This is a genomic window from Paraburkholderia sp. TE9906 (assembly GCF_056279605.1).
This window is the reverse complement of the sequence record NZ_JBWCCT010000002.1, coordinates 823,362-845,087: the sequence shown is the minus strand read 5'-3', so window position 1 is coordinate 845,087 and position 21,726 is coordinate 823,362. Positions and strand designations below refer to the sequence as shown.

Genomic DNA, 21,726 nt, shown 5'->3' with positions numbered 1-21,726 from the left:
AAGCAGCTTCGTGCGAACTATGCTCTAATTTTCGTCAATGGCGGCGCCTTGTTCGGCGCCGCTTTCACGAACAATGGAGCCAGGATGATCGACGTCTATAGCTGGGCGACCCCGAACGGCCACAAGGTCCACATCATGCTCGAGGAAACGGGCCTCGCGTATACCGCGCACGCGGTGAATATCGGCGCGGGGGACCAGTTCAAACCCGAATTTCTCGCCATCAGTCCGAACAACAAGATCCCGGCGATCGTCGATTCCGACGGCCCGAAAGGCGCCGACGGCAAACCGTTCGCGTTGTTCGAGTCGGGCGCGATCCTGATTTATCTTGCCGAGAAAACCGGCAAGTTTCTGCCGACCGATCCGGCCGCGCGCTATTCGACACTGCAATGGCTGATGTTCCAGATGGGCGGCCTGGGTCCGATGCTCGGGCAAACTCACCACTTCCGTATCTACGCGCCTGAGCCGATCGAATACGCGATCAACCGCTACACGAACGAGACGCGGCGCCTGTATGGCGTGATGGACACGCAACTCGGCAAGACGCAGTACCTCGCGGGCAACGACTATACGATCGCGGACATCGCCGCGTTTCCGTGGACCCGCTCATGGAAAAATCAGGGTGTCGACCTCGATGCGTTTCCAAACGTGAAGCGCTGGCATGAAGAGATCGCGACGCGGCCGGCGGTGATGCGCGGTGTCGAAGTGCTGGCGTCTGCCCGAGTACCGCTGATGGACGACAAGGCCAAAGAGATGCTGTTCGGCGCGACGCAGTACGCCAAGCATTAGGCATTTCCGCTGCATTGGCGGGGGCGCTGCCGCTTCTTAGGCTCGACCCATTCCTCACTGCTCATTGCTGTTAAAAAAGCGCGAGCCGGCATGCATGCCGGCTCGCGCTTTTTTACGACATGTCCGCGCTGAAGCGCTAGAAGTAATGCCGCGTGATGAACTCTGCCACACACACCGGCCGTTCGCTGCCCTGCCGCTCCAGCGTGACGCTCCATTGGACTTGCACGCCGGCGTTATCGACATCCGTGACCGCCTCCACCGCGAATTTCGCGCGCAGGTGCGAGCCGACCAGGACCGGCGATGTGAACCGCACGCGGTTCAGGCCGCAGTTGACGCCCATGCGCTGGTCAATCGCCAACGTCTTGCCGAGCAGAGCCGGAATCAACGACAACGTCAGAAAGCCATGCGCGACCGGACCGCCAAACGGCGACTCGCGCTGGGCACGCTCCGGGTCGACATGAATCCATTGATGGTCGCCCGTGGCCTCGGCGAAACGATCGACCCTGGCCTGACCGACGGTCAGCCATTCGCTGACCAGCGGCTCAGCGCCGATCAGCGCACGCAAAGCCGCCGCATTATGCAGAGTCGCCGCAGGCGCCGCGACGGTCGTCATGCTGCGGCTCCCGGATGACGTAGTCCAAACATGCCCTTCGAGCGCACCGTGATCACCGTTTCGCCATGCTGATTGATGCCCTCCCAGCGCGTCGACACGATGCCGCGATCCGGCTTGCTTTCCGATACCCGCTTGTCGACCACGACGTTCATCATCGTGATCGTGTCGCCGACACGCACCGGCTTCAACCAGCGAATCTCGTCGATACCGGGCGAGCCCATCGACGTGGAGCCCGCCAGCACGTTGCGCACCAGCATGCCCATCATCACCGAACAGGTGTGCCAGCCGCTTGCCACCAGGCCGCGAAACGGCGACTCGGCCGCTGCGGCTTCGTCCAGGTGGAACGGCTGCGGGTCGAACTTCTGCGCAAACTCGACGATCTCTTCACGCGTGAACGTGTGCTTGCCGACTTCCGTGGTCGTGCCGGCTTCCATGTCCTCGAAACTCAATCCCATCGTCGCACCTCTTTTTTGTCCGGTTGAAGGAGCTGATCAGGCTTCGGCCGTGATGAAGCCAGGCAGCGCGGCGAATCGCGCGAGATGATGATCGACATCGCCCAATGTGGTTTCGATGATGGCGAGGCGCTTGAACAGATGCGCCGCGGCCACTTCGTTCGTCACGCCCATGCCACCATGCAACTGCACCGCCTGTTGCCCAACGAACCGCGCGGCCTGACCGACCCGCACCTTCGCGGCGGAAATGGCGCGGCGGCGCTCATCCACGTCTTCGCTCGAATAGCGCATCGCGGCCAGATACGTGATCGAACGCGCCTGCTCGGCGTGGATCAGCATCTCGACCATGCGATGCTGCAACGCCTGGAAGCGCGCGATCGGCTGGCCGAACTGTTGCCGCGTCTTCGTGTAGTCGACCGTGGCAAGATTCAGCGCGTCGAGCGCGCCGATCGCCTCCGCGCACAGCAGCAACGTGCCGTAGTCCGCGATATGTTCGAGCGCTGCCGCGCCTGCATGTTTGCCGGCGAGCCGGCGCCCGGGCGTGCCGTCGAACTCGAGCGTCGCGGCGCGTTGCCCGTCGATCGTGCGGCAATCCGTGACCTTGACGCCGGCCGCGTCGCGCGCAACGACAAAGAGCGCGATTTCGCCGTTCAAACGGGCCGGCACGATCCACGCATCCGCTTGCGCGCCGTGCAGCACGACCGATTTCGTGCCGGTGAAGGTGTGCTGCTCGCCCTGCCCGCTTGCTGTCGTCTTTACGTCGAACAGCTCATAGCGCGCGTGCGGCTCGTGAAATGCCACGGCCAACTTGAGCTCGCCTTGCGCCGCGCGCTCCAGCAGCGACGCCTCTTCCCCCTCGCCCGTGCCCGCGAGGCGCAGCGCCTCGATGCCCACCGCGGTCGCCCAATACGGCTCGACGACCAATGCTCGGCCAAGCTCCTGCATCACCACCAGCATGTCGATCGGACCGCCGTTGAAGCCACCCTGCGCCTCCGGCACCGGCAGCGCGGTCAGACCCAGTTCGGTAAAGGCCGCCCAATGCGTATCCGACACGCCGGACTCCGAGCGCACGATCGCCTGGCGCGCTTCGAACCCATAACTCTTGTCCAGATAACGGCGCAGCGCGTCCGCGAATTGCTGCTGCTCGTCGTTGAATGTGAAGTCCATGCGCCGCTCCTCAAAGTCCGAGAATCATCTGCGCGATGATGTTCTTTTGAATTTCGTTCGAGCCGCCGTAAATCGACGTCTTGCGGTAATTGAAGTAGTAAGCGGCCAGCGGCGCGGCATCGTCGTCGCCGGCGAGGCTGTGCTCGCGCTCGCCTTCGAGGAACGGCACGTCGAACGGTGCCGCGAGCGGCCCGACGGCGTCGAACATGAGTTCGGTCAGGCTCTGCTGCACTTCCGTGCCCTTGATTTTCAGCATCGACGCCTCCGGTCCTGGCCCGCGTCCGCCGGCCTCATTGGCGACCACGCGTTGCACGGTGACTTCGAGCGCCATCAGCTCGATCTCGAGACTCGCGACTTTGGCGGCGAATACCGGGTCCTGCAGCAGCGGTTTGCCGTTTTTTTTCTGATTCAGCGCAACGCGTTTCAGGAACGCGAGCTCGCGCTTCGACGAACCGACGCGCGCGATGCCCGTGCGCTCGTGGCCGAGCAGATACTTCGCATAGGTCCAGCCGCGATTCTCTTCACCGACCAGATTCTCGACCGGCACTTTCACGTCTTCGAAAAACACTTCGTTGACTTCGTGATCCTCGTCGAGCGTGATGATCGGCCGCACGGTGATGCCCGGCGTCTTCATGTCGATCAGAAGGAAAGAGATGCCCTCCTGCTTCTTCGCGCCACTGTCGGTGCGCACGAGGCAGAACATCATGTCGGCGTACTGACCTAACGTGGTCCAGGTCTTCTGACCGTTGACCACGTAGTGGTCACCAACGCGCTCGGCGCGTGTGCGCAGCGACGCGAGATCGGAACCTGAGCCCGGCTCGGAGTAGCCTTGGCACCACCAGTCCGTGCCGTCGAGAATGCGCGGCAAATAATGGCGCTTCTGCGCGTCGTTGCCGTATTTCATCAGCACCGGCGCGACCATCGAGACGCCGAACGGCAGCACCGACGGCGCGCCGATACGCGCGCACTCTTCTTCCCAGATGTGTCGTTGGGTCGCGTCCCAGCCCGGGCCGCCGTACTCCTGCGGCCACGCAATCGCCGACCAGCCGCGCGTGCCGAGCAGTTTGTGCCAGCCTGCGAAGTCTTCGCGGCCAAGACGCTTGTGATTGAGTACTTTATCGCTTAGCTCGCGAGGCAGGTTCGCTTCGAGCCAGGCGCGGATATCGGCGCGGAATGCGTCGTCAGCGGCGGAATAGTCCAGATTCATGCGTCGTGTCTCCTGGCCGCCACCACCCGCCGCCACGGAGCCACTGCGCTATTGCAGCGGTTCCTTCAGGGCAGCCGGGACCGGAAGCGGCATCACTTCGATGCCTTCTTCGACCAAGGCACGCGCATCCTCAGGTGTCGTGACACCGCGAATGTTGCGTGCAGGCGCTTCGTTGTAGTGAATGCGCCGCGCTTCCTCGGCGAAGCGGTCGCCCACGTTCTCGGTCTTTTCCAGTACCTCGCGCAACGCACGCATGACACGCGCCTGCATATCGCCTACGCCCGCCGGAACTTTCGCTTCGGTCGCGCCCGACAGATTCAGTCGGGGTGCCGACGGCAAACGGCTGACTTCATTCGCACCGCAAATCGGACATTCGACGAGCTTGCGGGACTGCTGCGATTCGAAGTCATCAGCCGAAGCAAACCAGCCTTCGAACCGATGGCCATGCGGACACTGTAAATCGAGGACCTTCATGTGGAATCAGGGCTTGCGTGCCAGTTTAGCGCAAAACGAAATTTTGTGAACGGTCGTTCGTAAATTTTTACGGACGATGCCCCGACGTTAGATGCTGCGGATAAATCCAACGCGGTGCGCGATTTTAACGCTTTGCGCAAAGGGCTGCCGAAGGCAATCCGACGTATAAAACAGGAGGCAGCCCGGACGAAAAGCGGAGTCGCTACTAGTATCGACCGCCACGGCCTTCGCGTGCTGCCCGCCATCATGGCTTCTATGCCACGAGACTCGCGAGTTCGCGGTTGAACCGCGGTTCGAGTTGATGTGCTTCCCTGGCAAGGTTGATTTGCTTCGCCGATTTTGCGACATCCGCCACGTCGGCCTTGATGTCATATCCACCGCGCTCGGTCAGCCAATCCAGAATGTCCGACAGATGCCATACCGATGCGCTGCCCTCGTGGACCGGAGGCGGGAAATCGATTGAGTGGCTCAGCATCAGCTTGCGCATGTTTTGCCGCGACACGCCGGCAACCTCGGCAACATCAGTGAGGCCGACAAAATCGGGACCCGCTTCGACTAGCCGCGCCGACGGCACTGCTCGTTTGATATCTTTGAGCGCGCTGACCAATGCCTCGAACGCGGACGCCGCTTCGCGCGAAAAAAGCAGCGCGATACGGCCAGATTGCCCCACGCCCACTGTCGCGTCGTCGCACCCTGCTTCGCCCAGGCGTTCGACGATCTCGTCGGAATCGCAATCCTCCGCCGCGAGCCGGTACTTCAAAGTGAACACATATTCCATACGTTACTCCTGCGTCATTCACGCCTTAGCCCTTCGCCGTTGAACAACCCTACCGCTACCGACGAGCAGTACAGTTGTCGACGATGCGCCGTAAGTGCCGTGCGTGGTTGCCGGGATTCTTCGGCGTACTCCACACACTCGATATGCAGAACTCGCCGCAACGACACTCCGCGTCGTTGTAAGGACAGTAGATTTTTCCCCACGCGTGGCCTTTACCACCGCTTTGAACCCGCCAGCCGTGTTCCTCCGCATGGGCCAATGCGGCCTCGATCTCTTTCTTGGCGTGAGTTCCTCTCACCATCGATACCCTCCCAATTTAGCAGCTTCAAGTTTGGTTGTCAAATGACAACCAAACTTGAAGCCAATCCGGCCACGCCCACATGATTCGTTATCCAAAGCAAATGGGACTCAACCGCCCTCTCTCGGAAGATCCATACTAGCGCTGCGACAGGCGCCCGGCGAGACTGCCGGATGGCATAGGAAAATGACACCTTTTTTCAGACACGCAAAGGCCCTCGCTCGATATCTCGCCCACCAAGACAAAGCCCCTGCCGGTCATGGACCGACAGGGGCTTCTTCCGGCGGACGTCAAACCGATGCGCGCCGCACACGCATCCCGCCCGACAGCGTTACTCCGGCGCCGCCATCGGCCACTCACCCGACAGCACCTTCTCCAGCCAGAACGTGCCGATGATCGTCTTCACATCCGTGATCTTGCCGGTGCGCACCCACTCGGACATATCGGCGATGGTCGCGGTGAAAAGTTCGAGAAACTCGCCCTCGTCGAGGCTGCGCTCGCCCGCCGTCAGACCGCGCGCGATGTAAATGTCGATAAACTCGGTGGAGTAGGAAATGATCGGGTGAATGCGCGTCAGATACACGTATTCACGCGCCGTATAACCGGTTTCCTCGCGCAGCTCGCGTATTGCGCACGCCAGCGCCCCCTCGTTCGGATCGAGCTTGCCGGCCGGATACTCGACCATGACCTTGCCCATCGGATAGCGGTACTGGCTTTCCAGCAGCACGCGGCCGTCGTCGAACAAAGGAATCACCATCACGGCGCCCGGATGCTGCACGTATTCGCGGGTCGCGTGCTTGCCGTCCGGCAGGCGGACGGTATCGCACTTGAGCGTCAGAAACGGGCCTTCATGGACCGTCTTGCTGTCGACACAGGTCTCGGTAAGCGCGGCGTCGTGATTGGGAAGTTCAGCCATATGCGGACCTCGGGACTGCCTGGTGCGCGACGGCGATACGCCGTCAGCGGCGTTTGACGAGATATTGGAAGGTAAAGCCAGGGAAGGCGAACACGACGAAAAGGGCGAACGTGATCGCGTAGAACTGCCAGCCCTGCTCGAAGCGGTTTCCCGCTCGCGCTTCGAGCAAAAACCCGAGCGCGCCGACCACGAAGTACAGCACGATCAACTCGGCGATCCGGATCCATGCGCTCTTCTTCGCCGCTTTCAGCGGCACCGCAGCGAAGAGGCGCTGATTCAGGAAAGGCAGGTTGGCGCCGACGAGCGCCAACAGCACGATAAACCAACCCGCAGCCGACATCAGAGCAGCAGCGTGTGCTGGATAGCCTGCAGGCAGGCGCGCAGCAGCGGATCCGGGACGATACCGAGCACCAGCACCGCGACACCGTTGAGCGCGAGCAGCGCACGCGTGCCGGTGTCGGCGACGATCGGCGACTTGTCTTGCGGCTCGTCAAAGTACATCAGCTTGACGATACGCAGGTAGTAGAACGCGCCGAACAGCGACGTGATCACCGCCAACACCGTCAGCCAGGTCAGGCCAGCGTTCATGGTTGCCTGCAGCACCGCGAGCTTCGCATAGAAGCCGACCGCGGGCGGAATGCCGGCGAGCGAGAACATCATGATCATCATCACGAAGGCAAACACCGGGCTGCGCTGATTCAGGCCCTTGAAGTCTTCGAGCGTGTCCGCTTCGAAATCGCGGCGCGCCAGCAGCATGATGACACCGAAGGTGCCGAGCGTCGTGATCAGGTAGACGATGCTGTAGAACATTGCCGAGCCGTACGCGCTCGCGGCGCCTACGGTCTTCTGGTCGACCACGCCGGCCAGCAGACCGAGCAGTACGAAGCCCATGTTCGAGATCGCCGAGTACGCGAGCATGCGCTTGACGTTGCGTTGCACGATACCGGTGATGTTGCCGACGATCAACGACAGCGCCGCCAGAATCACCAGCATCTGCTGCCATTCGACCGCGAGCGGCAGCAGGCCCATCACGAGGAAACGCAGGCCCCACGCGAATGCCGCCACCTTCGGGCCACCGCCGACGATCAGCGTCATCGCCGTCGGAGCGCCCTGATAGACGTCGGGCACCCACATGTGGAACGGCACCGCGCCCATCTTGAACGCCACGCCCGCCACGATGAAAATCACACCGAACAGCAGCACGCTCGGATCGTAATGGCTCGAGCCGATCGCCTTGAACACCTCGTTCAGGTCGAGCGAGCCGGTTGCGCCGTACAGCATCGAGATGCCGTACAGCAGGAAACCGGAAGCCAGCGCGCCGAGCACGTAGTACTTCATCGCAGCTTCGTTCGACTGCGGCACTTCGCGGCGCAGCGCGATCACTGCGTAGAGCGACAGCGACATCAGTTCCAGACCGAGATACAGCGTCAGGAAGTTGTTGCCGGAGATCATCACGAGCTGGCCGAGCAGCGCGAACATGCCCAACAGGAAGAAGTCACCGCGGAACAGATTGCGATCTTCGAGGTAACGGCGCGAATAAACGATCGATACCGCGTAGCCGAGCGACACCACCGCCTTCATCACGCTGGCGAACGGGTCCACCACGTACATGTGGCCGAAGAAGTAGCGGACTTGCGGGTCGAACGCATTCACCGCAAACCAGATGCCGGCAACCAGCGTCGAGAAGAATGCGATGAAATACGTGGTACGGCGACCGTCCTGGCCGACGAACGTGTCGTTGAGCCACGCGACGACAACGGCGAGCATCACCAGTGCGTCGGGCAACAGAGCAGTCATAGGGGCGTTTTGCATGGTCTTTAAATTCCTCCGCTCGGCGTTACTGAGGCAACGGCAGCTTCGATTGCGCAACGTGGGAGAGGAGGTTTTCCACGGATACGTGCATCACATCGGTAAAGGGCTTCGGATACAGGCCCATGAACAGCGTCAGTGCAGCGAGCACTGCCAGCATGAAAAATTCGCGGCGGCTGATGTCGAGCAGGCTCTTCACGTGATCGTTGGCGATCGCGCCGAAGTACACGCGCTTGTACATCCACAGCGTGTAGGCCGCGCCGAGAATCAGCGTAACTGCCGCACCGCCGGCAATCCAGAAGTTGTACTGGACGGCCGCGAGAATCACCATGAACTCGCCGACGAAACCGGAGGTGCCCGGCAAGCCGCAATTGGCCATCGAGAACAGCATCGCGAACGCGGCGAACTTCGGCATCACGTTGACGACGCCGCCGTAATCCGCGATCTGGCGCGAGTGCATACGGTCGTACAGCACGCCGATGCTCAGGAACATCGCGCCCGACACGAAGCCGTGCGAGATCATCTGTACGATCGCGCCTTCCGCACCGAGCTGGTTGAAGATGAAGAAGCCGAGCGTGACAAAACCCATGTGCGCGATCGACGAATACGCGACCAGCTTCTTCATGTCGGCCTGCACCATCGCGACCAGGCCGATGTAGATCACCGCGATCAGCGACAGCGTGATGACAACCGGTGCCAGAAAGTGGCTTGCGTCCGGCGTGATCGGCAGCGAAAAGCGCACGAAACCGTAGGCGCCCAGCTTCAGCATGATCGCGGCCAGCACGACCGAGCCGCCGGTCGGCGCTTCCACGTGCGCGTCAGGCAACCACGTGTGCACCGGCCACATCGGCACCTTCACGGCGAAAGCCATGAAGAACGCGATGAACAGCAGCACCTGAGGCGTCATCGCGATCTGGGCGTGCTGCCACGTGGCGAGGTCGAACGTGCCGGTCTCGACGTACAGGTACAGCAACGCGACCAGCATCAGCAGCGAGCCCATCAGCGTGTACAGGAAGAACTTGAACGCCGCGTACACGCGGTTCGCCCCGCCCCACACGCCGATGATGATGTACATCGGGATCAGCGTCGCTTCGAAGAACACATAGAACAGCATGCCGTCAGCCGAGCTGAACACGCCGACCATGATGCCCGACAGGATCAGGAACGCCGCGAGGTACTGCGCGACGTTCTTCGTGATCACCTCCCACGCGGAGATCACGACGATCACCGTGATCAGCGCGGTCAGCACGACAAACCACATCGAGATGCCATCGACGCCCAGGTGATACGAGATGTTGAAGCGCTCGATCCAGTTGGCCTTTTCGACGAACTGCAGATCGGCGGTGCTCGAGTCGAAACCGGTGATCAGCGGGATCGTCACGAGGAAGCTGACGACCGAGCCGATCAGCGCGATCCAGCGTGCGGGTGCCGGATTACGGTCCGAACCGACAGCCAGAACCAGAAGACCGACGAGGATCGGTAACCAGATCGCGATACTGAGAATCGGATAAGCGTGCATTAGTGTCCCTCGCCTTATTTGCCGCCGAGCGTTACAAACAGGGTCAGGAGCCCCAACATGCCGATAATCATGGCAAACGCGTAGTGGTAGATGTAGCCGGATTGGAGGAAGCGGATCACGCCGGCAAACCAGCCGATAAAGCGTGCGCTGCCGTTGACGATGCCGTCGATCACGACGACGTCGCCTTCCTTCCAGAGACCACGGCCAATTGCCACTGCGCCCCGCGCAAACACGACTTCGTTGATCTTGTCCATGTAGTACTTGTTATCGAGCAACGTGTAGATCGGGCCAAATGCGCGCTTGATGACAGCCGGCAGGTCCGGACGAACCAGGTATAGGAACCACGCGACCACCACGCCCGCGAGCGCGAGCCACACCGGCAGACCCGACACCGAGTGCAGGCCCATCGACGCCCAGCCGCGGAACTCCTCGGCCATCTCGTGCAGCGCCGGATGGTTCTCGCTGATGTAGATCACCTTGTCAAACGCCACGCCATGCTGGAAGAAGTCGCCGAACAGCATCGGACCGACGCCGATCGCGCCGATCACCACCGACGGAATGGCCAGCAGCACCAGCGGCAGCCACACCACCCACGGCGTTTCATGCGGCTCGTGCGCGTGGTCGTCGTGACCGTGGCCATGGCCGTGCGCGTCGTGACCATGCGCGTCATGCGCATGCGCCGCGGCTTCGATGCCCATCGGCGATTCCGGATGTTTCGGACCGCGGAAACGCTCCTTGCCGTGGAACACCATGAAGTACATACGGAACGAATACAGCGCAGTGACGAACACGCTCGCCACCACCGCGAAGTACGCGAAACCCGAGCCCGGCAGATGCGACAGCTTCACTGCGTCGATGATCGAGTCTTTCGAGTAGAAGCCCGAGAAGAACGGCGTACCGATCAGCGCCAGCGAACCGACCAGCGACGTGATCCACGTGATCGGCATGTACTTGCGCAGGCCGCCCATGTTGCGGATGTCCTGATCGTGGTGCATGCCGATGATCACCGAGCCCGCGCCGAGGAACAGCAGCGCCTTGAAGAACGCGTGCGTCATCAGGTGGAACACGGCCACGGAGTACGCCGACGCACCGAGTGCGACTGTCATGTAGCCGAGCTGCGACAGCGTGGAATAAGCCACCACGCGTTTGATGTCGTTCTGGACGATCCCGAGGAAACCCATGAACAACGCGGTAATCGCGCCGATGACCATGACGAACGACAGCGCCGTGTCCGACAGTTCGAACAGCGGCGACATGCGCGTGACCATGAAGATACCGGCCGTCACCATGGTGGCCGCGTGAATCAGTGCGGAGATCGGCGTCGGGCCTTCCATCGAATCCGGCAGCCAGACGTGCAGCGGGAACTGCGCCGACTTACCCATCGCGCCGATGAACAGGCAAATGCAGGCAACCGTCAGCAAACCCCAGTCCGTGCCAGGGAAAGTCAATGCCGCGAGTTCGGTGCGCTTCGCGAACACGTCGCCGTAGTTCATCGAGCCGGCGAATGCGAACAGCAGGCCGATACCCAGCAGGAAACCGAAGTCGCCGATGCGGTTCACGATGAACGCTTTCATGTTCGCGTAGATCGCGGTCTCACGCTTGAAGTAGAAACCGATCAGCAGGTACGACACCAGGCCCACCGCTTCCCAGCCGAAGAACAGCTGCAGGAAGTTGTTGCTCATCACGAGCATCAACATCGAGAACGTGAACAGCGAGATGTACGAGAAAAAGCGCTGGTAGCCGTCGTCGTCGGCCATGTAGCCGATCGTGTAGATGTGCACCATCAGCGACACGAAGGTCACCACGCACATCATCATCGCGGTCAGCGAGTCGACCAGGAAGCCGATTTCGAACTGCGTCTTGCCGATCGCCATCCATTGATAGACGGTCGCGTTGAAACTCGCGCCATTCAGCACCTGGAAGAACACGATGGCCGACAGGATGAACGAGATCGCGACGCCGAGGATCGTAACCGAATGCGCGCCCGCTCGCCCTACCGCCTTGCCGAACAGCCCTGCAACCAGGCAGCCGGCGAGCGGTGCCAGCGGGATCGCCAACAACAGGTTTTCATTGAGTATCGTGGACATAACCGCTTTTCCTGAAATTAACCTTTGAGCTGATCGAGATCCTCGACATTGATCGTGTCGAGGCTACGGAACAGGGTCACCAGAATTGCGAGACCGATCGCCGCTTCCGCCGCTGCAACCGTCAGCACGAAAAAGACGAAGATCTGGCCATGCACGTCGCCCAGGTAATGCGAGAACGCGACGAAATTGGTGTTCACCGCGAGCAGCATCAGTTCGATCGCCATCAGGATGATGATGACGTTGCGGCGGTTCAGGAAAATGCCGACGATGCTGATCGCAAACAGGATCGCGCCGAGGACAAGGTAATGGGCAAGGGTCAACATGATTTCTATCTCCTGTCCGCTCAGCTGTTCTTGGCAGAGGCCTGTTCGGCCGCTGCCGCCGCTGCGGCGGCTTCTTCTGCCGCGACGGTTGCCGCGGTTTTTTCCGACGCCATCTTCACCACACGCACACGGTCCTGAGCGCGCACCTTGACCTGCTCGCTGACGTTCTGGCGCTTGCTATCTTTCTTGTGGCTCGTGGTCAGTGCGATCGCCGCGATGATCGCCACCAGCAGCACGAGGCCGGCGATTTCGAACGCGAAGATGTAGTCGGTGTAGATGACCTTGCCGATCAGGCGCGTGTTCGACCAGTCGCCCATGCCGTTCGCGGCCGCCGTGGTGTCGCGCAGCGCGGTGCCGGTCGCGCCGTAGCCGTGCCACAGGATCAGTGCGGTTTCGATCACGATGATCGCGCCCACCAGCGTGGCCATCGGCACGAAGCGCTTGAAGTCTTTGCGCAGCACGTCGAGATTGATGTCCAGCATCATCACGACGAACAGGAACAGCACCATCACCGCGCCCACATAGACCAGCACCAGCAGGATCGCAAGGAACTCGGCCTCCAGCAGCATCCAGATCGCGGCTGCGTTGAAGAACGCCAGCACCAGAAACAGTGCGGACGACACCGGGTTGCGCGAGGTGATCACCTTCAGCCCCGAGACAACCAGGAGCAGCGCGAAGATGTAGAACAGTACGGTCGTGAATTCCATGATTACCGGTTCATCGTTAGGCCATCGTCAGGCATTGTTCTTTGGCACGCGTGGTTAGCAAAAGCGGACGAAACCGCCAGAACTGCCGCACAGGTGCGCCGTGCCGCGGCGTTCAGGCCGCGGCGTCCGGCCCGACAACAGGCCGTGTTACTGCTTTGGGTGCCGCATTTGCCACTGCTCTTACAGCATTAACAGCGGGGCGCTTCAACGATACGGTGCGTCGGCTGCCTTGTTCGCAGCGATCTCCGCTTCGTAGCGATCGCCGACTGCCAGCAGCATGTCCTTCGTGAAGTACAGGTCGCCGCGCTTTTCGCCGTGATACTCGAGAATGTGCGTCTCGACGATCGAATCGACCGGGCAGCTTTCTTCGCAGAAACCGCAGAAGATGCACTTGGTCAGGTCGATGTCGTAGCGCGTCGTGCGACGGGTGTTGTCCGCGCGCGTTTCCGATTCGATCGTGATGGCGAGCGCCGGGCACACCGCTTCGCACAGCTTGCAGGCGATGCAGCGCTCTTCGCCGTTCTCATAGCGGCGCAGTGCATGCAGACCACGGAAACGCGGCGAGATCGGGGTCTTCTCCTCCGGGAACTGCACGGTCACCTTGCGCTGGAACGTATAACGTCCGGTCAGTGCGAGGCCCTTGAGCAGCTCCGTCAGGAAGAAGGTCTTGAAAAAATTTTGGATTGCGGTCATGGGTTCATCCGCCCTTTATTTCCAGATGTTCAACGGCGACATGATCCAGAATCCGACCACCACCAGCCACACCACGCAGACCGGAATGAAGACCTTCCAGCCCAGACGCATGATCTGGTCATAGCGGTAGCGCGGGAATGTGGCGCGCGCCCAGATGAACACCGACAACAGCAAGAAAACCTTGAGGACGAGCCAGAAGATGCCCGGGATGAACGACAGAAACCCGAACGGAGCGCTCCAGCCACCAAGGAACAGCGTTGCAGCCAATGCCGAGATCACGATCATGTTGATGTACTCGGCGAGGAAGAACAGCGCGAACGCCATCCCCGAGTAATCGATCATGTGGCCCGCGACGATTTCCGACTCGCCTTCCACCACGTCGAACGGGTGACGGTTCGTTTCAGCGATGCCCGAGATGAAGTACACGACGAACATCGGCAACAGCGGCAGCCAGTTCCACGACAGGAAGTTCAGACCGTGCGACGCGAAGAAGCCATGCTCCTGCGAACCGACGATTCCCGACAGGTTCAGCGTGCCAGCCGTCATCAGCACGACGACGAGGGCGAAGCCCATCGAGATTTCGTACGACACCATCTGGGCCGCGGCGCGCATCGCGCCGAGGAACGCGTACTTCGAGTTCGATGCCCAACCGGCCAGAATCACGCCGTACACACCGATCGACGAGATCGCCATTGCGTACAGCAGACCCGCGTTGATGTCGCCGAGCACCGCGCCCGCCTGGAACGGAATCACCGCCCAGACCGCGAAGGCCGGCACCACCACCATGATCGGCGCGATCAGATAAATCCAGCGGCTCGCCTGGGCCGGCTGAATCACTTCTTTCAGCAACAGCTTCAGCACGTCGGCGATCGGCTGCAGCAAACCTGCAGGACCGACGCGGTTCGGGCCGAGACGCACGTGCATCCAGCCGATCAGCTTACGCTCCCACAGAATCAGGTAAGCCACGCACAGCAGGATCACGACGGCTACCACCAGGATGCGCACCAGCGCCCACACCGTGGGCCATGCCACACCGAGAAGCTGGGTGCCGCCCGAGTTGATCGTATCGAACAAGCTCATTTACGCCTTCTCCACCACCAGTTCACCGAACAGGCTGCCCAGCGCTGCACCGGCAGGCGTAGCCGCCGATACGCGGACGACCGTCTCCGCAAGATTCGCGTCGCGCACGGCCGGCAACTGCACCGATTGCTCGCCCTGGCGCACGCGCACTGCGTCGCCTTCCTTCAAACCCAGTTTGTCGAACAGCGCTGCAGGCAGCCCAACCGAGTTCGCCGCACGCGCCGCCGCGGTGAGGTGCAGCGAATCCGCGCGACGTGCCAGCGCATCGGCGTGATAGATCGGTACATTGGCGATGCGCTCGAACTTGCCCTCGGCCGCTTTGGCCGCCTTGCCACGCGCCACCGAAACACCTGTCCTGTTCGACAGACGCGAGCTCAGATCGCCGTCGCCGAGAGCCGCCACGCGCACTTCTTCTGCCGTGTCGAATTCGAAGCCCGGTGCGCCGAGCAGGCTGCCCAGCACGCGCAACACCTTCCATGCCGGACGCGTGTCGCCCAGCGGCCGCACGACGCCGTTGAACGTCTGCGCCGTACCTTCGGCGTTGACGAACGTACCGGCCGTCTCGGTGAACGGCGCGACCGGCAACAGCACGTCGGCGTATTCGGCGCCGATCTGGAACGGCGACATCACCACGACCATTTCAGCCTGCTTCAGCGCGGCAAGCGCCTGCGCCGGGTTGGCCGTGTCGAACTCCGGCTCGACGTTCAGCAGCACATAGCCCTTGCGCGGTTGCTGGAACACGTCGCGAGCGTTCAGACCGCCTTCTCCCGGCAGCGCGTTCACGAGATGCGCGCCGACCGTGTTGGCTGCTTCAGTGAGGAAGCCCAGCGTTGCGCCGGTCGCGTCCGCGATCCACTGCGCGGCGGCGTGAATGGCCGCGAAGTCCGGATGACGGACCGCGACGTTGCCGAGCAATACGAGACGACGTTCGCCGGTAGCGAGCGACTTGGCGACCTGCTTATTGGCATCCGTAGGCTGCGTGCCGGCAAATGCTTCAGGCAGTGCAACACCGTTGGCTTCCGCAATCGCGCCCGCGATACCGGCCAGCGCGTCGAGCCATGCCGACGGCGCCGCGACCACGCGTTGCGCTTGCGGAATCAACGCGTCTTCGCTGGTGGCTTGCACGAGCGTGAGCTTCGCGCCATTCTTCGCCGCCTGGCGCAGACGCGCTGCGAACAGCGGATGATCGCGGCGCAGATCCGAACCGATCACGAGCGCCGCATCGACGTTCGACAATTCGGCGATAGCCGTACCCAGCCACGGCGCACCGTTGACGGGTGCGGAGAAATCCGACTGACGCAGACGGAAATCGACGTTCGGCGTGCCGACCGCTTGCGCGAGCTGCTTCAACAGGAACAATTCTTCGACCGTGCTGTGAGCGCTGCCGAGCGCGGCCAGCGCGTTCGCGCCGTGGTCGCCCTTGATGCCCTTCAGGCCCTTGACCACGTACTCGAGCGCGGTCTGCCAGTCGGTCTCGACCCACTTGCCGCCTTGCTTGAGCATCGGCTGCGTCAGACGCTCGGGGCCGTTGAGGGCTTCATACGAGAAGCGGTCCTTGTCCGAAATCCAGCATTCGTTGATGGATTCGTTTTCGAACGGCAAAACCCGCATCACGCGATTGTTCTTCACTTGCACCACGAGGTTCGCGCCGACCGAATCGTGCGGGCTCACCGACTTGCGGCGCGACAGTTCCCACGTGCGGGCGCTGTAGCGGAACGGCTTGCTGGTCAGCGCGCCGACCGGGCACAGATCGATCATGTTGCCCGACAGTTCGGAGTCGACCGTCTTGCCGACGAACGAGGTGATTTCCGAATGCTCGCCGCGGCCCAGCATGCCGAGTTCCATCACGCCGGCAATTTCCTGGCCAAAGCGGACGCAACGCGTGCAGTGGATGCAACGCGACATTTCTTCCATCGAGATCAGCGGGCCGACGTTCTTGTGGAACACCACGCGCTTTTCTTCGCTATACCGCGACGCCGACTTGCCGTAACCCACGGCCAGATCCTGCAACTGGCACTCGCCGCCCTGGTCGCAGATCGGGCAATCCAGCGGGTGGTTGATCAGCAGGAATTCCATCACGGCTTGCTGGCCCTTGACGGCCTTGTCCGACTTGGTGCGCACGATCATGCCCGCCGACACCGGCGTCGCGCATGCAGGCACGGCCTTCGGCATCTTCTCGACATCGACCAGACACATCCGGCAGTTGGCCGCAATCGACAGCTTCTTGTGATAGCAGAAGTGAGGAATGTACGTGTCGACCTTATGCGCAGCCTGGATCACCATGCTGCCTTCAGGCACCTCTACTTTCTTGCCGTCTATTTCAAGTTCAACCATGATGGTCAATCTTCCTTAACCTGTTACCGCTCAATCGTTCGCCTGTTCATCACCGTGTCAGGCGATGAATCCCGCGGTTGACGTGTTCGTCTGGTGGTTATCTGGTGAGCCAGCCCAGCTGGCCAACTCAAGCGGCCACTGTTTCCGTCGCCGCTGCCGCGCCGGCATGACCGCCGGTGAGGCACTGCTTGTGGGCGACGTGATATTCGAATTCGTCCCAGTAGTGCTTGAGCATGCCGCGAACCGGCATGGCCGCTGCATCGCCGAGCGCGCAAATCGTGCGGCCCATGATGTTTTCCGCGACCGAGTTCAGCAGATCCAGGTCTTCCGGACGGCCGAGCCCATGCTCGATACGATGGACGACGCGGTACAGCCAGCCCGTGCCTTCACGGCAAGGCGTGCATTGTCCACACGACTCTTCGTAATAGAAATACGACAGACGCAGCAGCGAGCGCACCATGCAGCGCGTCTCGTCCATCACGATGACTGCGCCCGAACCAAGCATCGAGCCGGCCTTGGCGATCGAGTCGTAATCCATGTCGGTCTGCATCATCATCTCGCCCGGAATCACCGGCGCCGACGAACCGCCAGGAATCACGGCCTTGATCTTCTTGCCGCCGCGGATGCCGCCGGCGAGTTCCATCAGCGTGGCGAACGGCGTGCCGAGCGGAATTTCATAATTGCCCGGACGCTCGACGTCGCCCGACACCGAGAAAATCTTCGTGCCGCCGTTGTTCGGCTTGCCGATTTCGAGGTAATTCTGCGGACCGATCGCGAGCAGGAACGGCACCGCCGCGAACGTCTCGGTGTTGTTGATCGTGGTCGGCTTGCCGTACACGCCGAAGCTCGCCGGGAACGGCGGCTTGAAGCGCGGCTGGCCTTTCTTGCCTTCCAGCGATTCGAGCAGCGCGGTTTCTTCGCCGCAGATGTAGGCGCCGTAACCGTGATGCGCATGCAGTTCGAACGAGAAGCCCGAACCCATGATGTTCTCGCCGAGGAACCCGGCGCGGCGCGCTTCGTCCAACGCCTGTTCAAAGCGTCGATAGACTTCGAAGATTTCGCCGTGAATGTAGTTGTAGCCGACCGTGATGCCCATCGCGTACGCGCCGATGGCCATGCCTTCGATCAGCGAATGCGGATTGAAGCGCAGGATGTCGCGGTCTTTGAACGTGCCCGGTTCGCCTTCGTCCGAATTGCAGACGAGGTACTTCTGCCCCGGGAACTGACGCGGCATGAAGCTCCACTTCAGACCGGTCGGGAAGCCTGCACCGCCACGGCCGCGCAGACCCGACGCCTTGACGTCGGCAATCACCTGCTCGGGCGGAATCTTTTCTTCCAGAATGCGGCGCAGCTGGGCGTAACCGCCGCGCGCCACATAGTCTTCGAGATGCCAGTTGTCGCCGTTCAGGCCGGCGAGAATCAGCGGTTTGATGTGACGATCGTGTAAAGACGTCATTTCGAAAGTTCCTCGAGCAGCTGGTCGATCTTCGCGCGGCTCATGAAGCTGCACATGCGATGGTTGTTCACCAGCATCACCGGCGCGTCGCCGCACGAACCCATGCACTCACCTTCTTTCAGGGTGAACTTGCCGTCGGGCGTGGTTTCGCCGAAGTCGATGCCGAGCTTCTGCTTCAGATATTCAGCGGCGCTGTCGGAACCGCCGTCCGGGCCGAGCTGGCACGGCAGGTTCGTGCAGAGCGTGATCTTGTGCTTGCCGACCGGCGAGGTCTCGTACATCGTGTAGAAGGTAGCCACCTCCTGCACGGCGACCGCCGGCATGCCGAGATAGTCCGCGACGAACTGCATGAGTTCGGGCGACAGCCAGCCATGCTCTTCCTGAGCAACGGCCAACGCCGACATCACGGCGGACTGTTTCTGATCGGCGGGATACTTCGCGATCGCACGATCGATTTCTTTCAGGCCTTCAGCTGAGATCATTTTCAGACACGACTCTTTCAATTCCTACCGAACGAAAACCCGTCGCTCATTCATGCTGCGACAGACCCGGCGTTCCTTTGCTTGACGCGTGTCCCGGTGCAATCTGAAGACACGCGCCGATGAATACGTCCTAGCGATCCACTTCGCCGAACACGATGTCCTGCGTGCCGATGATCGTCACGGCGTCGGCAATCATGTGCCCGCGCGCCATTTCGTCCAGCGAGGACAGGTGCGCATAGCCCGGTGCGCGAATCTTCAGGCGATACGGCTTGTTGGCGCCGTCCGAGATCAGGTAGATGCCGAACTCGCCCTTCGGATGCTCGACCGCCGCGTACGCCTCGCCTTCGGGAACGTGGAAGCCTTCCGTGAACAGCTTGAAGTGGTGAATCAGCTCTTCCATGTTCGACTTCATACCGACGCGCGACGGCGGCGCAACCTTGTGATTGTCGATCATCACGGGGCCTGAATTCTTGCGCAACCACTCAACGCACTGTTTCACGATCCGCGTGGATTGGCGCATTTCTTCGACGCGCACCAGATAGCGGTCATAGCAGTCGCCATTCACGCCGACCGGAATGTCGAAATCCATCTTGTCGTAGACTTCGTACGGCTGCTTCTTGCGCAAATCCCATTCGATGCCCGAGCCGCGCAGCATTGCGCCGGTCATGCCGAGTTGCAGCGCACGTTCCGGGCTGACCACGCCGATGCCGACCAGACGCTGTTTCCAGATCCGGTTGTCGGTGAGCAGCGTTTCGTATTCGTCGACGCACTTCGGAAAACGCGTGAAGAAATCGTCGATGAAGTCGAGCAGCGAACCTTGACGGTTCTCGTTCATCTTCGACAACGCCTTCGCATTGCGGATCTTCGAAGCCTTGTACTGCGGCATCGCGTCGGGCAAATCGCGATAGACGCCACCCGGCCGATAGTAGGCCGCGTGCATCCGTGCACCGGACACCGCTTCGTACACGTCCATCAGGTCTTCGCGTTCGCGGAACGCATACAGAAACACCGCCATCGCGCCAACGTCGAGCGCATGCGCGCCGATCCACATCAGGTGGTTCAGCACGCGCGTGATTTCGTCGAACATCACGCGAATGTATTGCGCGCGCACCGGCACGTCGATGCCGAGCAGCTTTTCGATCGCCATCACGTAGCCGTGCTCGTTGACCATCATCGACACGTAGTCGAGACGGTCCATGTACGGCACGGACTGGATGAAGGTTTTGGTTTCGGCGAGCTTTTCAGTCGCGCGATGCAGCAGACCGATGTGCGGATCGGCGCGCTGGATGACTTCGCCGTCGAGTTCGAGCACGAGACGCAGCACACCGTGCGCTGCCGGATGCTGAGGGCCGAAGTTGAGCGTGTAGTTCTTGATCTCTGCCATGGCGTTCTCTTAGTGTTTCAGACCGCCATAGCGATCCTCGCGGATCACGCGCGGCGTGATTTCCCGCGGCTCGATCGTCACAGGCTGATAGACGACGCGCTTCTCTTCCGGGTCGTAACGCATTTCGACGTAGCCGGAGACAGGGAAATCTTTACGGAACGGGTGACCAATGAAACCGTAGTCGGTCAGAATGCGGCGCAGGTCCGGGTGGCCTTCGAAGACGATGCCGTACAGGTCGAATGCTTCGCGCTCGTACCAGTTGACCGAATTCCAGATTTCGACGACAGACGGCAGGATCGGCACTTCGTCGTCCGGTGCGAACACGCGCAGACGCAAGCGCCAGTTGTTCTGCACCGACAACAAATGCAGAACAGCCGCAAAACGCGGACCGTCATAAGCACCGTCGGCGTAAGTCTGATAGTCGACGCCGCACAGATCCACGCATTGCTCGAAACCGAGCGAGCGATCGTCACGCAGACGCGTTGCCACGTTGAGGTAGTCGCTTGCCTTCACGACGATCGTCAACTCACCGATTGCTTCGGTAGTGCTCAGCAGGAGGCCGCCAAAGGCCGCCTCGAGGTTCGCTTTCAGGGTCTCGAGTTTGCTTGCCATATTGTGGGGGAGGCGTTGGCCTTATTGACGGGCGATGGTGTTAGTGCGGCGAATCTTGGCCTGCAACTGGATCACGCCGTACACCAGCGCTTCCGCGGTAGGCGGGCAACCCGGCACATAGACGTCGACCGGCACGATCCGGTCGCAGCCGCGCACTACCGAATACGAGTAGTGGTAATAGCCGCCGCCGTTCGCGCACGAGCCCATCGAGATCACCCAGCGCGGCTCGGCCATCTGGTCGTAGACCTTGCGCAGAGCGGGCGCCATCTTGTTACACAGCGTGCCGGCGACGATCATCACGTCCGACTGACGCGGACTCGGACGAAACACCACGCCGAAGCGGTCGAGGTCATAGCGGGCGGCGCCCGCATGCATCATCTCGACCGCACAGCACGCAAGACCGAACGTCATCGGCCACAGCGAGCCGGTGCGCGTCCAGTTGATCAGTTTGTCTGCCGTGGTGGTGACAAACCCTTCCTTCAAGACCCCTTCGATACTCATTTGCTTTCCACTCCAGACGGGGCGGCAAGCCTTGGCCACCCACGCAAA

The 21,726-nt window shown here is 61.4% G+C and carries 23 protein-coding genes; 1 reads left to right on the top strand and 22 read right to left on the bottom strand.

What is annotated here, in order from left to right; translation table 11 throughout:
- Positions 1-84 precede the first annotated feature (84 nt).
- Entirely contained in the window at positions 85-786 is a 702-nt protein-coding gene (locus tag ACZ9H4_RS07695; protein WP_476118636.1) for a glutathione binding-like protein, read from the top strand.
- A gap of 136 nt (positions 787-922) precedes the next feature.
- On the opposite strand, the gene ACZ9H4_RS07690 is transcribed toward ACZ9H4_RS07695, so the two are convergent.
- From ACZ9H4_RS07690 to ACZ9H4_RS07585, 22 genes are all read right to left on the bottom strand, one after another.
- Positions 923-1,399: a MaoC family dehydratase gene (locus ACZ9H4_RS07690; RefSeq protein WP_476118635.1), complete on the bottom strand. Its 477-nt coding sequence runs from the start codon at positions 1,397-1,399 to the stop codon at positions 923-925.
- Positions 1,396-1,854, bottom strand: a complete 459-nt coding sequence (locus ACZ9H4_RS07685) for a MaoC family dehydratase (RefSeq protein WP_408328372.1) — start codon at positions 1,852-1,854, stop codon at positions 1,396-1,398. The genes ACZ9H4_RS07690 and ACZ9H4_RS07685 overlap by 4 nt, the downstream gene beginning before the upstream one ends.
- A gap of 36 nt (positions 1,855-1,890) precedes the next feature.
- A complete protein-coding gene (locus ACZ9H4_RS07680; protein ID WP_476118633.1) occupies positions 1,891-3,018 on the bottom strand; it encodes an acyl-CoA dehydrogenase family protein in 1,128 nt (375 codons plus the stop codon).
- Positions 3,019-3,028: 10 nt separating this feature from the next.
- Positions 3,029-4,225, bottom strand: coding sequence for an acyl-CoA dehydrogenase family protein (locus ACZ9H4_RS07675; protein ID WP_408148594.1), 1,197 nt, complete (start codon positions 4,223-4,225; stop codon positions 3,029-3,031).
- Positions 4,226-4,273: 48 nt separating this feature from the next.
- Positions 4,274-4,699, bottom strand: a complete 426-nt coding sequence (locus tag ACZ9H4_RS07670; protein ID WP_408148592.1) for a DUF1178 family protein — start codon at positions 4,697-4,699, stop codon at positions 4,274-4,276.
- Between the two features lie 253 nt (positions 4,700-4,952).
- Positions 4,953-5,477 carry a helix-turn-helix transcriptional regulator gene (locus ACZ9H4_RS07665; protein ID WP_408148590.1) on the bottom strand — a complete coding sequence of 175 codons (525 nt, stop codon included), beginning with the start codon at positions 5,475-5,477 and terminating at the stop codon, positions 4,953-4,955.
- Between the two features lie 55 nt (positions 5,478-5,532).
- Positions 5,533-5,778, bottom strand: coding sequence for a hypothetical protein (locus ACZ9H4_RS07660; RefSeq protein ID WP_408148588.1), 246 nt, complete (start codon positions 5,776-5,778; stop codon positions 5,533-5,535).
- A 328-nt stretch (positions 5,779-6,106) separates the two neighbouring features.
- Entirely contained in the window at positions 6,107-6,691 is a 585-nt protein-coding gene (locus ACZ9H4_RS07655) for an NUDIX domain-containing protein (protein ID WP_476118632.1), read from the bottom strand.
- Between the two features lie 43 nt (positions 6,692-6,734).
- Positions 6,735-7,031 carry a DUF2818 family protein gene (locus tag ACZ9H4_RS07650; protein ID WP_007175603.1) on the bottom strand — a complete coding sequence of 99 codons (297 nt, stop codon included), beginning with the start codon at positions 7,029-7,031 and terminating at the stop codon, positions 6,735-6,737.
- Positions 7,031-8,503, bottom strand: a complete 1,473-nt coding sequence (gene nuoN / locus ACZ9H4_RS07645) for an NADH-quinone oxidoreductase subunit NuoN (protein WP_476118631.1) — start codon at positions 8,501-8,503, stop codon at positions 7,031-7,033. The genes ACZ9H4_RS07650 and nuoN overlap by 1 nt, the downstream gene beginning before the upstream one ends.
- 25 nt (positions 8,504-8,528) lie before the next feature.
- Positions 8,529-10,019: an NADH-quinone oxidoreductase subunit M gene (locus tag ACZ9H4_RS07640; RefSeq protein ID WP_408148580.1), complete on the bottom strand. Its 1,491-nt coding sequence runs from the start codon at positions 10,017-10,019 to the stop codon at positions 8,529-8,531.
- Between the two features lie 14 nt (positions 10,020-10,033).
- Complete coding sequence (gene nuoL, locus ACZ9H4_RS07635) at positions 10,034-12,106, bottom strand: NADH-quinone oxidoreductase subunit L (protein ID WP_408148578.1); 2,073 nt, start codon at positions 12,104-12,106, stop codon at positions 10,034-10,036.
- A 17-nt stretch (positions 12,107-12,123) separates the two neighbouring features.
- Positions 12,124-12,429 carry an NADH-quinone oxidoreductase subunit NuoK gene (nuoK, locus tag ACZ9H4_RS07630; RefSeq protein ID WP_006052894.1) on the bottom strand — a complete coding sequence of 102 codons (306 nt, stop codon included), beginning with the start codon at positions 12,427-12,429 and terminating at the stop codon, positions 12,124-12,126.
- Between the two features lie 20 nt (positions 12,430-12,449).
- The gene (locus ACZ9H4_RS07625) at positions 12,450-13,136 is read right to left on the bottom strand and encodes an NADH-quinone oxidoreductase subunit J (RefSeq protein ID WP_121317079.1); all 687 of its coding nucleotides are present in this window, start codon (positions 13,134-13,136) and stop codon (positions 12,450-12,452) included.
- 204 nt (positions 13,137-13,340) lie between these two features.
- Positions 13,341-13,829 (bottom strand): NADH-quinone oxidoreductase subunit NuoI, encoded by a 489-nt coding sequence (gene nuoI, locus ACZ9H4_RS07620; protein WP_012432383.1) that lies wholly within the window; start codon positions 13,827-13,829, stop codon positions 13,341-13,343.
- Positions 13,830-13,844: 15 nt separating this feature from the next.
- Positions 13,845-14,909: an NADH-quinone oxidoreductase subunit NuoH gene (nuoH, locus tag ACZ9H4_RS07615; RefSeq protein WP_168666438.1), complete on the bottom strand. Its 1,065-nt coding sequence runs from the start codon at positions 14,907-14,909 to the stop codon at positions 13,845-13,847.
- A complete protein-coding gene (gene nuoG / locus ACZ9H4_RS07610) occupies positions 14,910-17,243 on the bottom strand; it encodes an NADH-quinone oxidoreductase subunit NuoG (protein WP_408154008.1) in 2,334 nt (777 codons plus the stop codon).
- A gap of 127 nt (positions 17,244-17,370) precedes the next feature.
- Positions 17,371-18,699, bottom strand: a complete 1,329-nt coding sequence (gene nuoF, locus ACZ9H4_RS07605; RefSeq protein WP_476118629.1) for an NADH-quinone oxidoreductase subunit NuoF — start codon at positions 18,697-18,699, stop codon at positions 17,371-17,373.
- Positions 18,696-19,181 carry an NADH-quinone oxidoreductase subunit NuoE gene (gene nuoE, locus ACZ9H4_RS07600; RefSeq protein ID WP_042327491.1) on the bottom strand — a complete coding sequence of 162 codons (486 nt, stop codon included), beginning with the start codon at positions 19,179-19,181 and terminating at the stop codon, positions 18,696-18,698. Before nuoE ends, nuoF begins: the two co-directional genes overlap by 4 nt.
- 130 nt (positions 19,182-19,311) lie before the next feature.
- Positions 19,312-20,565 carry an NADH-quinone oxidoreductase subunit D gene (locus ACZ9H4_RS07595; protein WP_408148572.1) on the bottom strand — a complete coding sequence of 418 codons (1,254 nt, stop codon included), beginning with the start codon at positions 20,563-20,565 and terminating at the stop codon, positions 19,312-19,314.
- Between the two features lie 9 nt (positions 20,566-20,574).
- Positions 20,575-21,177, bottom strand: a complete 603-nt coding sequence (locus ACZ9H4_RS07590) for an NADH-quinone oxidoreductase subunit C (RefSeq protein ID WP_175161669.1) — start codon at positions 21,175-21,177, stop codon at positions 20,575-20,577.
- A gap of 21 nt (positions 21,178-21,198) precedes the next feature.
- Positions 21,199-21,678, bottom strand: a complete 480-nt coding sequence (locus ACZ9H4_RS07585) for a NuoB/complex I 20 kDa subunit family protein (RefSeq protein WP_006052903.1) — start codon at positions 21,676-21,678, stop codon at positions 21,199-21,201.
- Positions 21,679-21,726 lie beyond the last annotated feature (48 nt).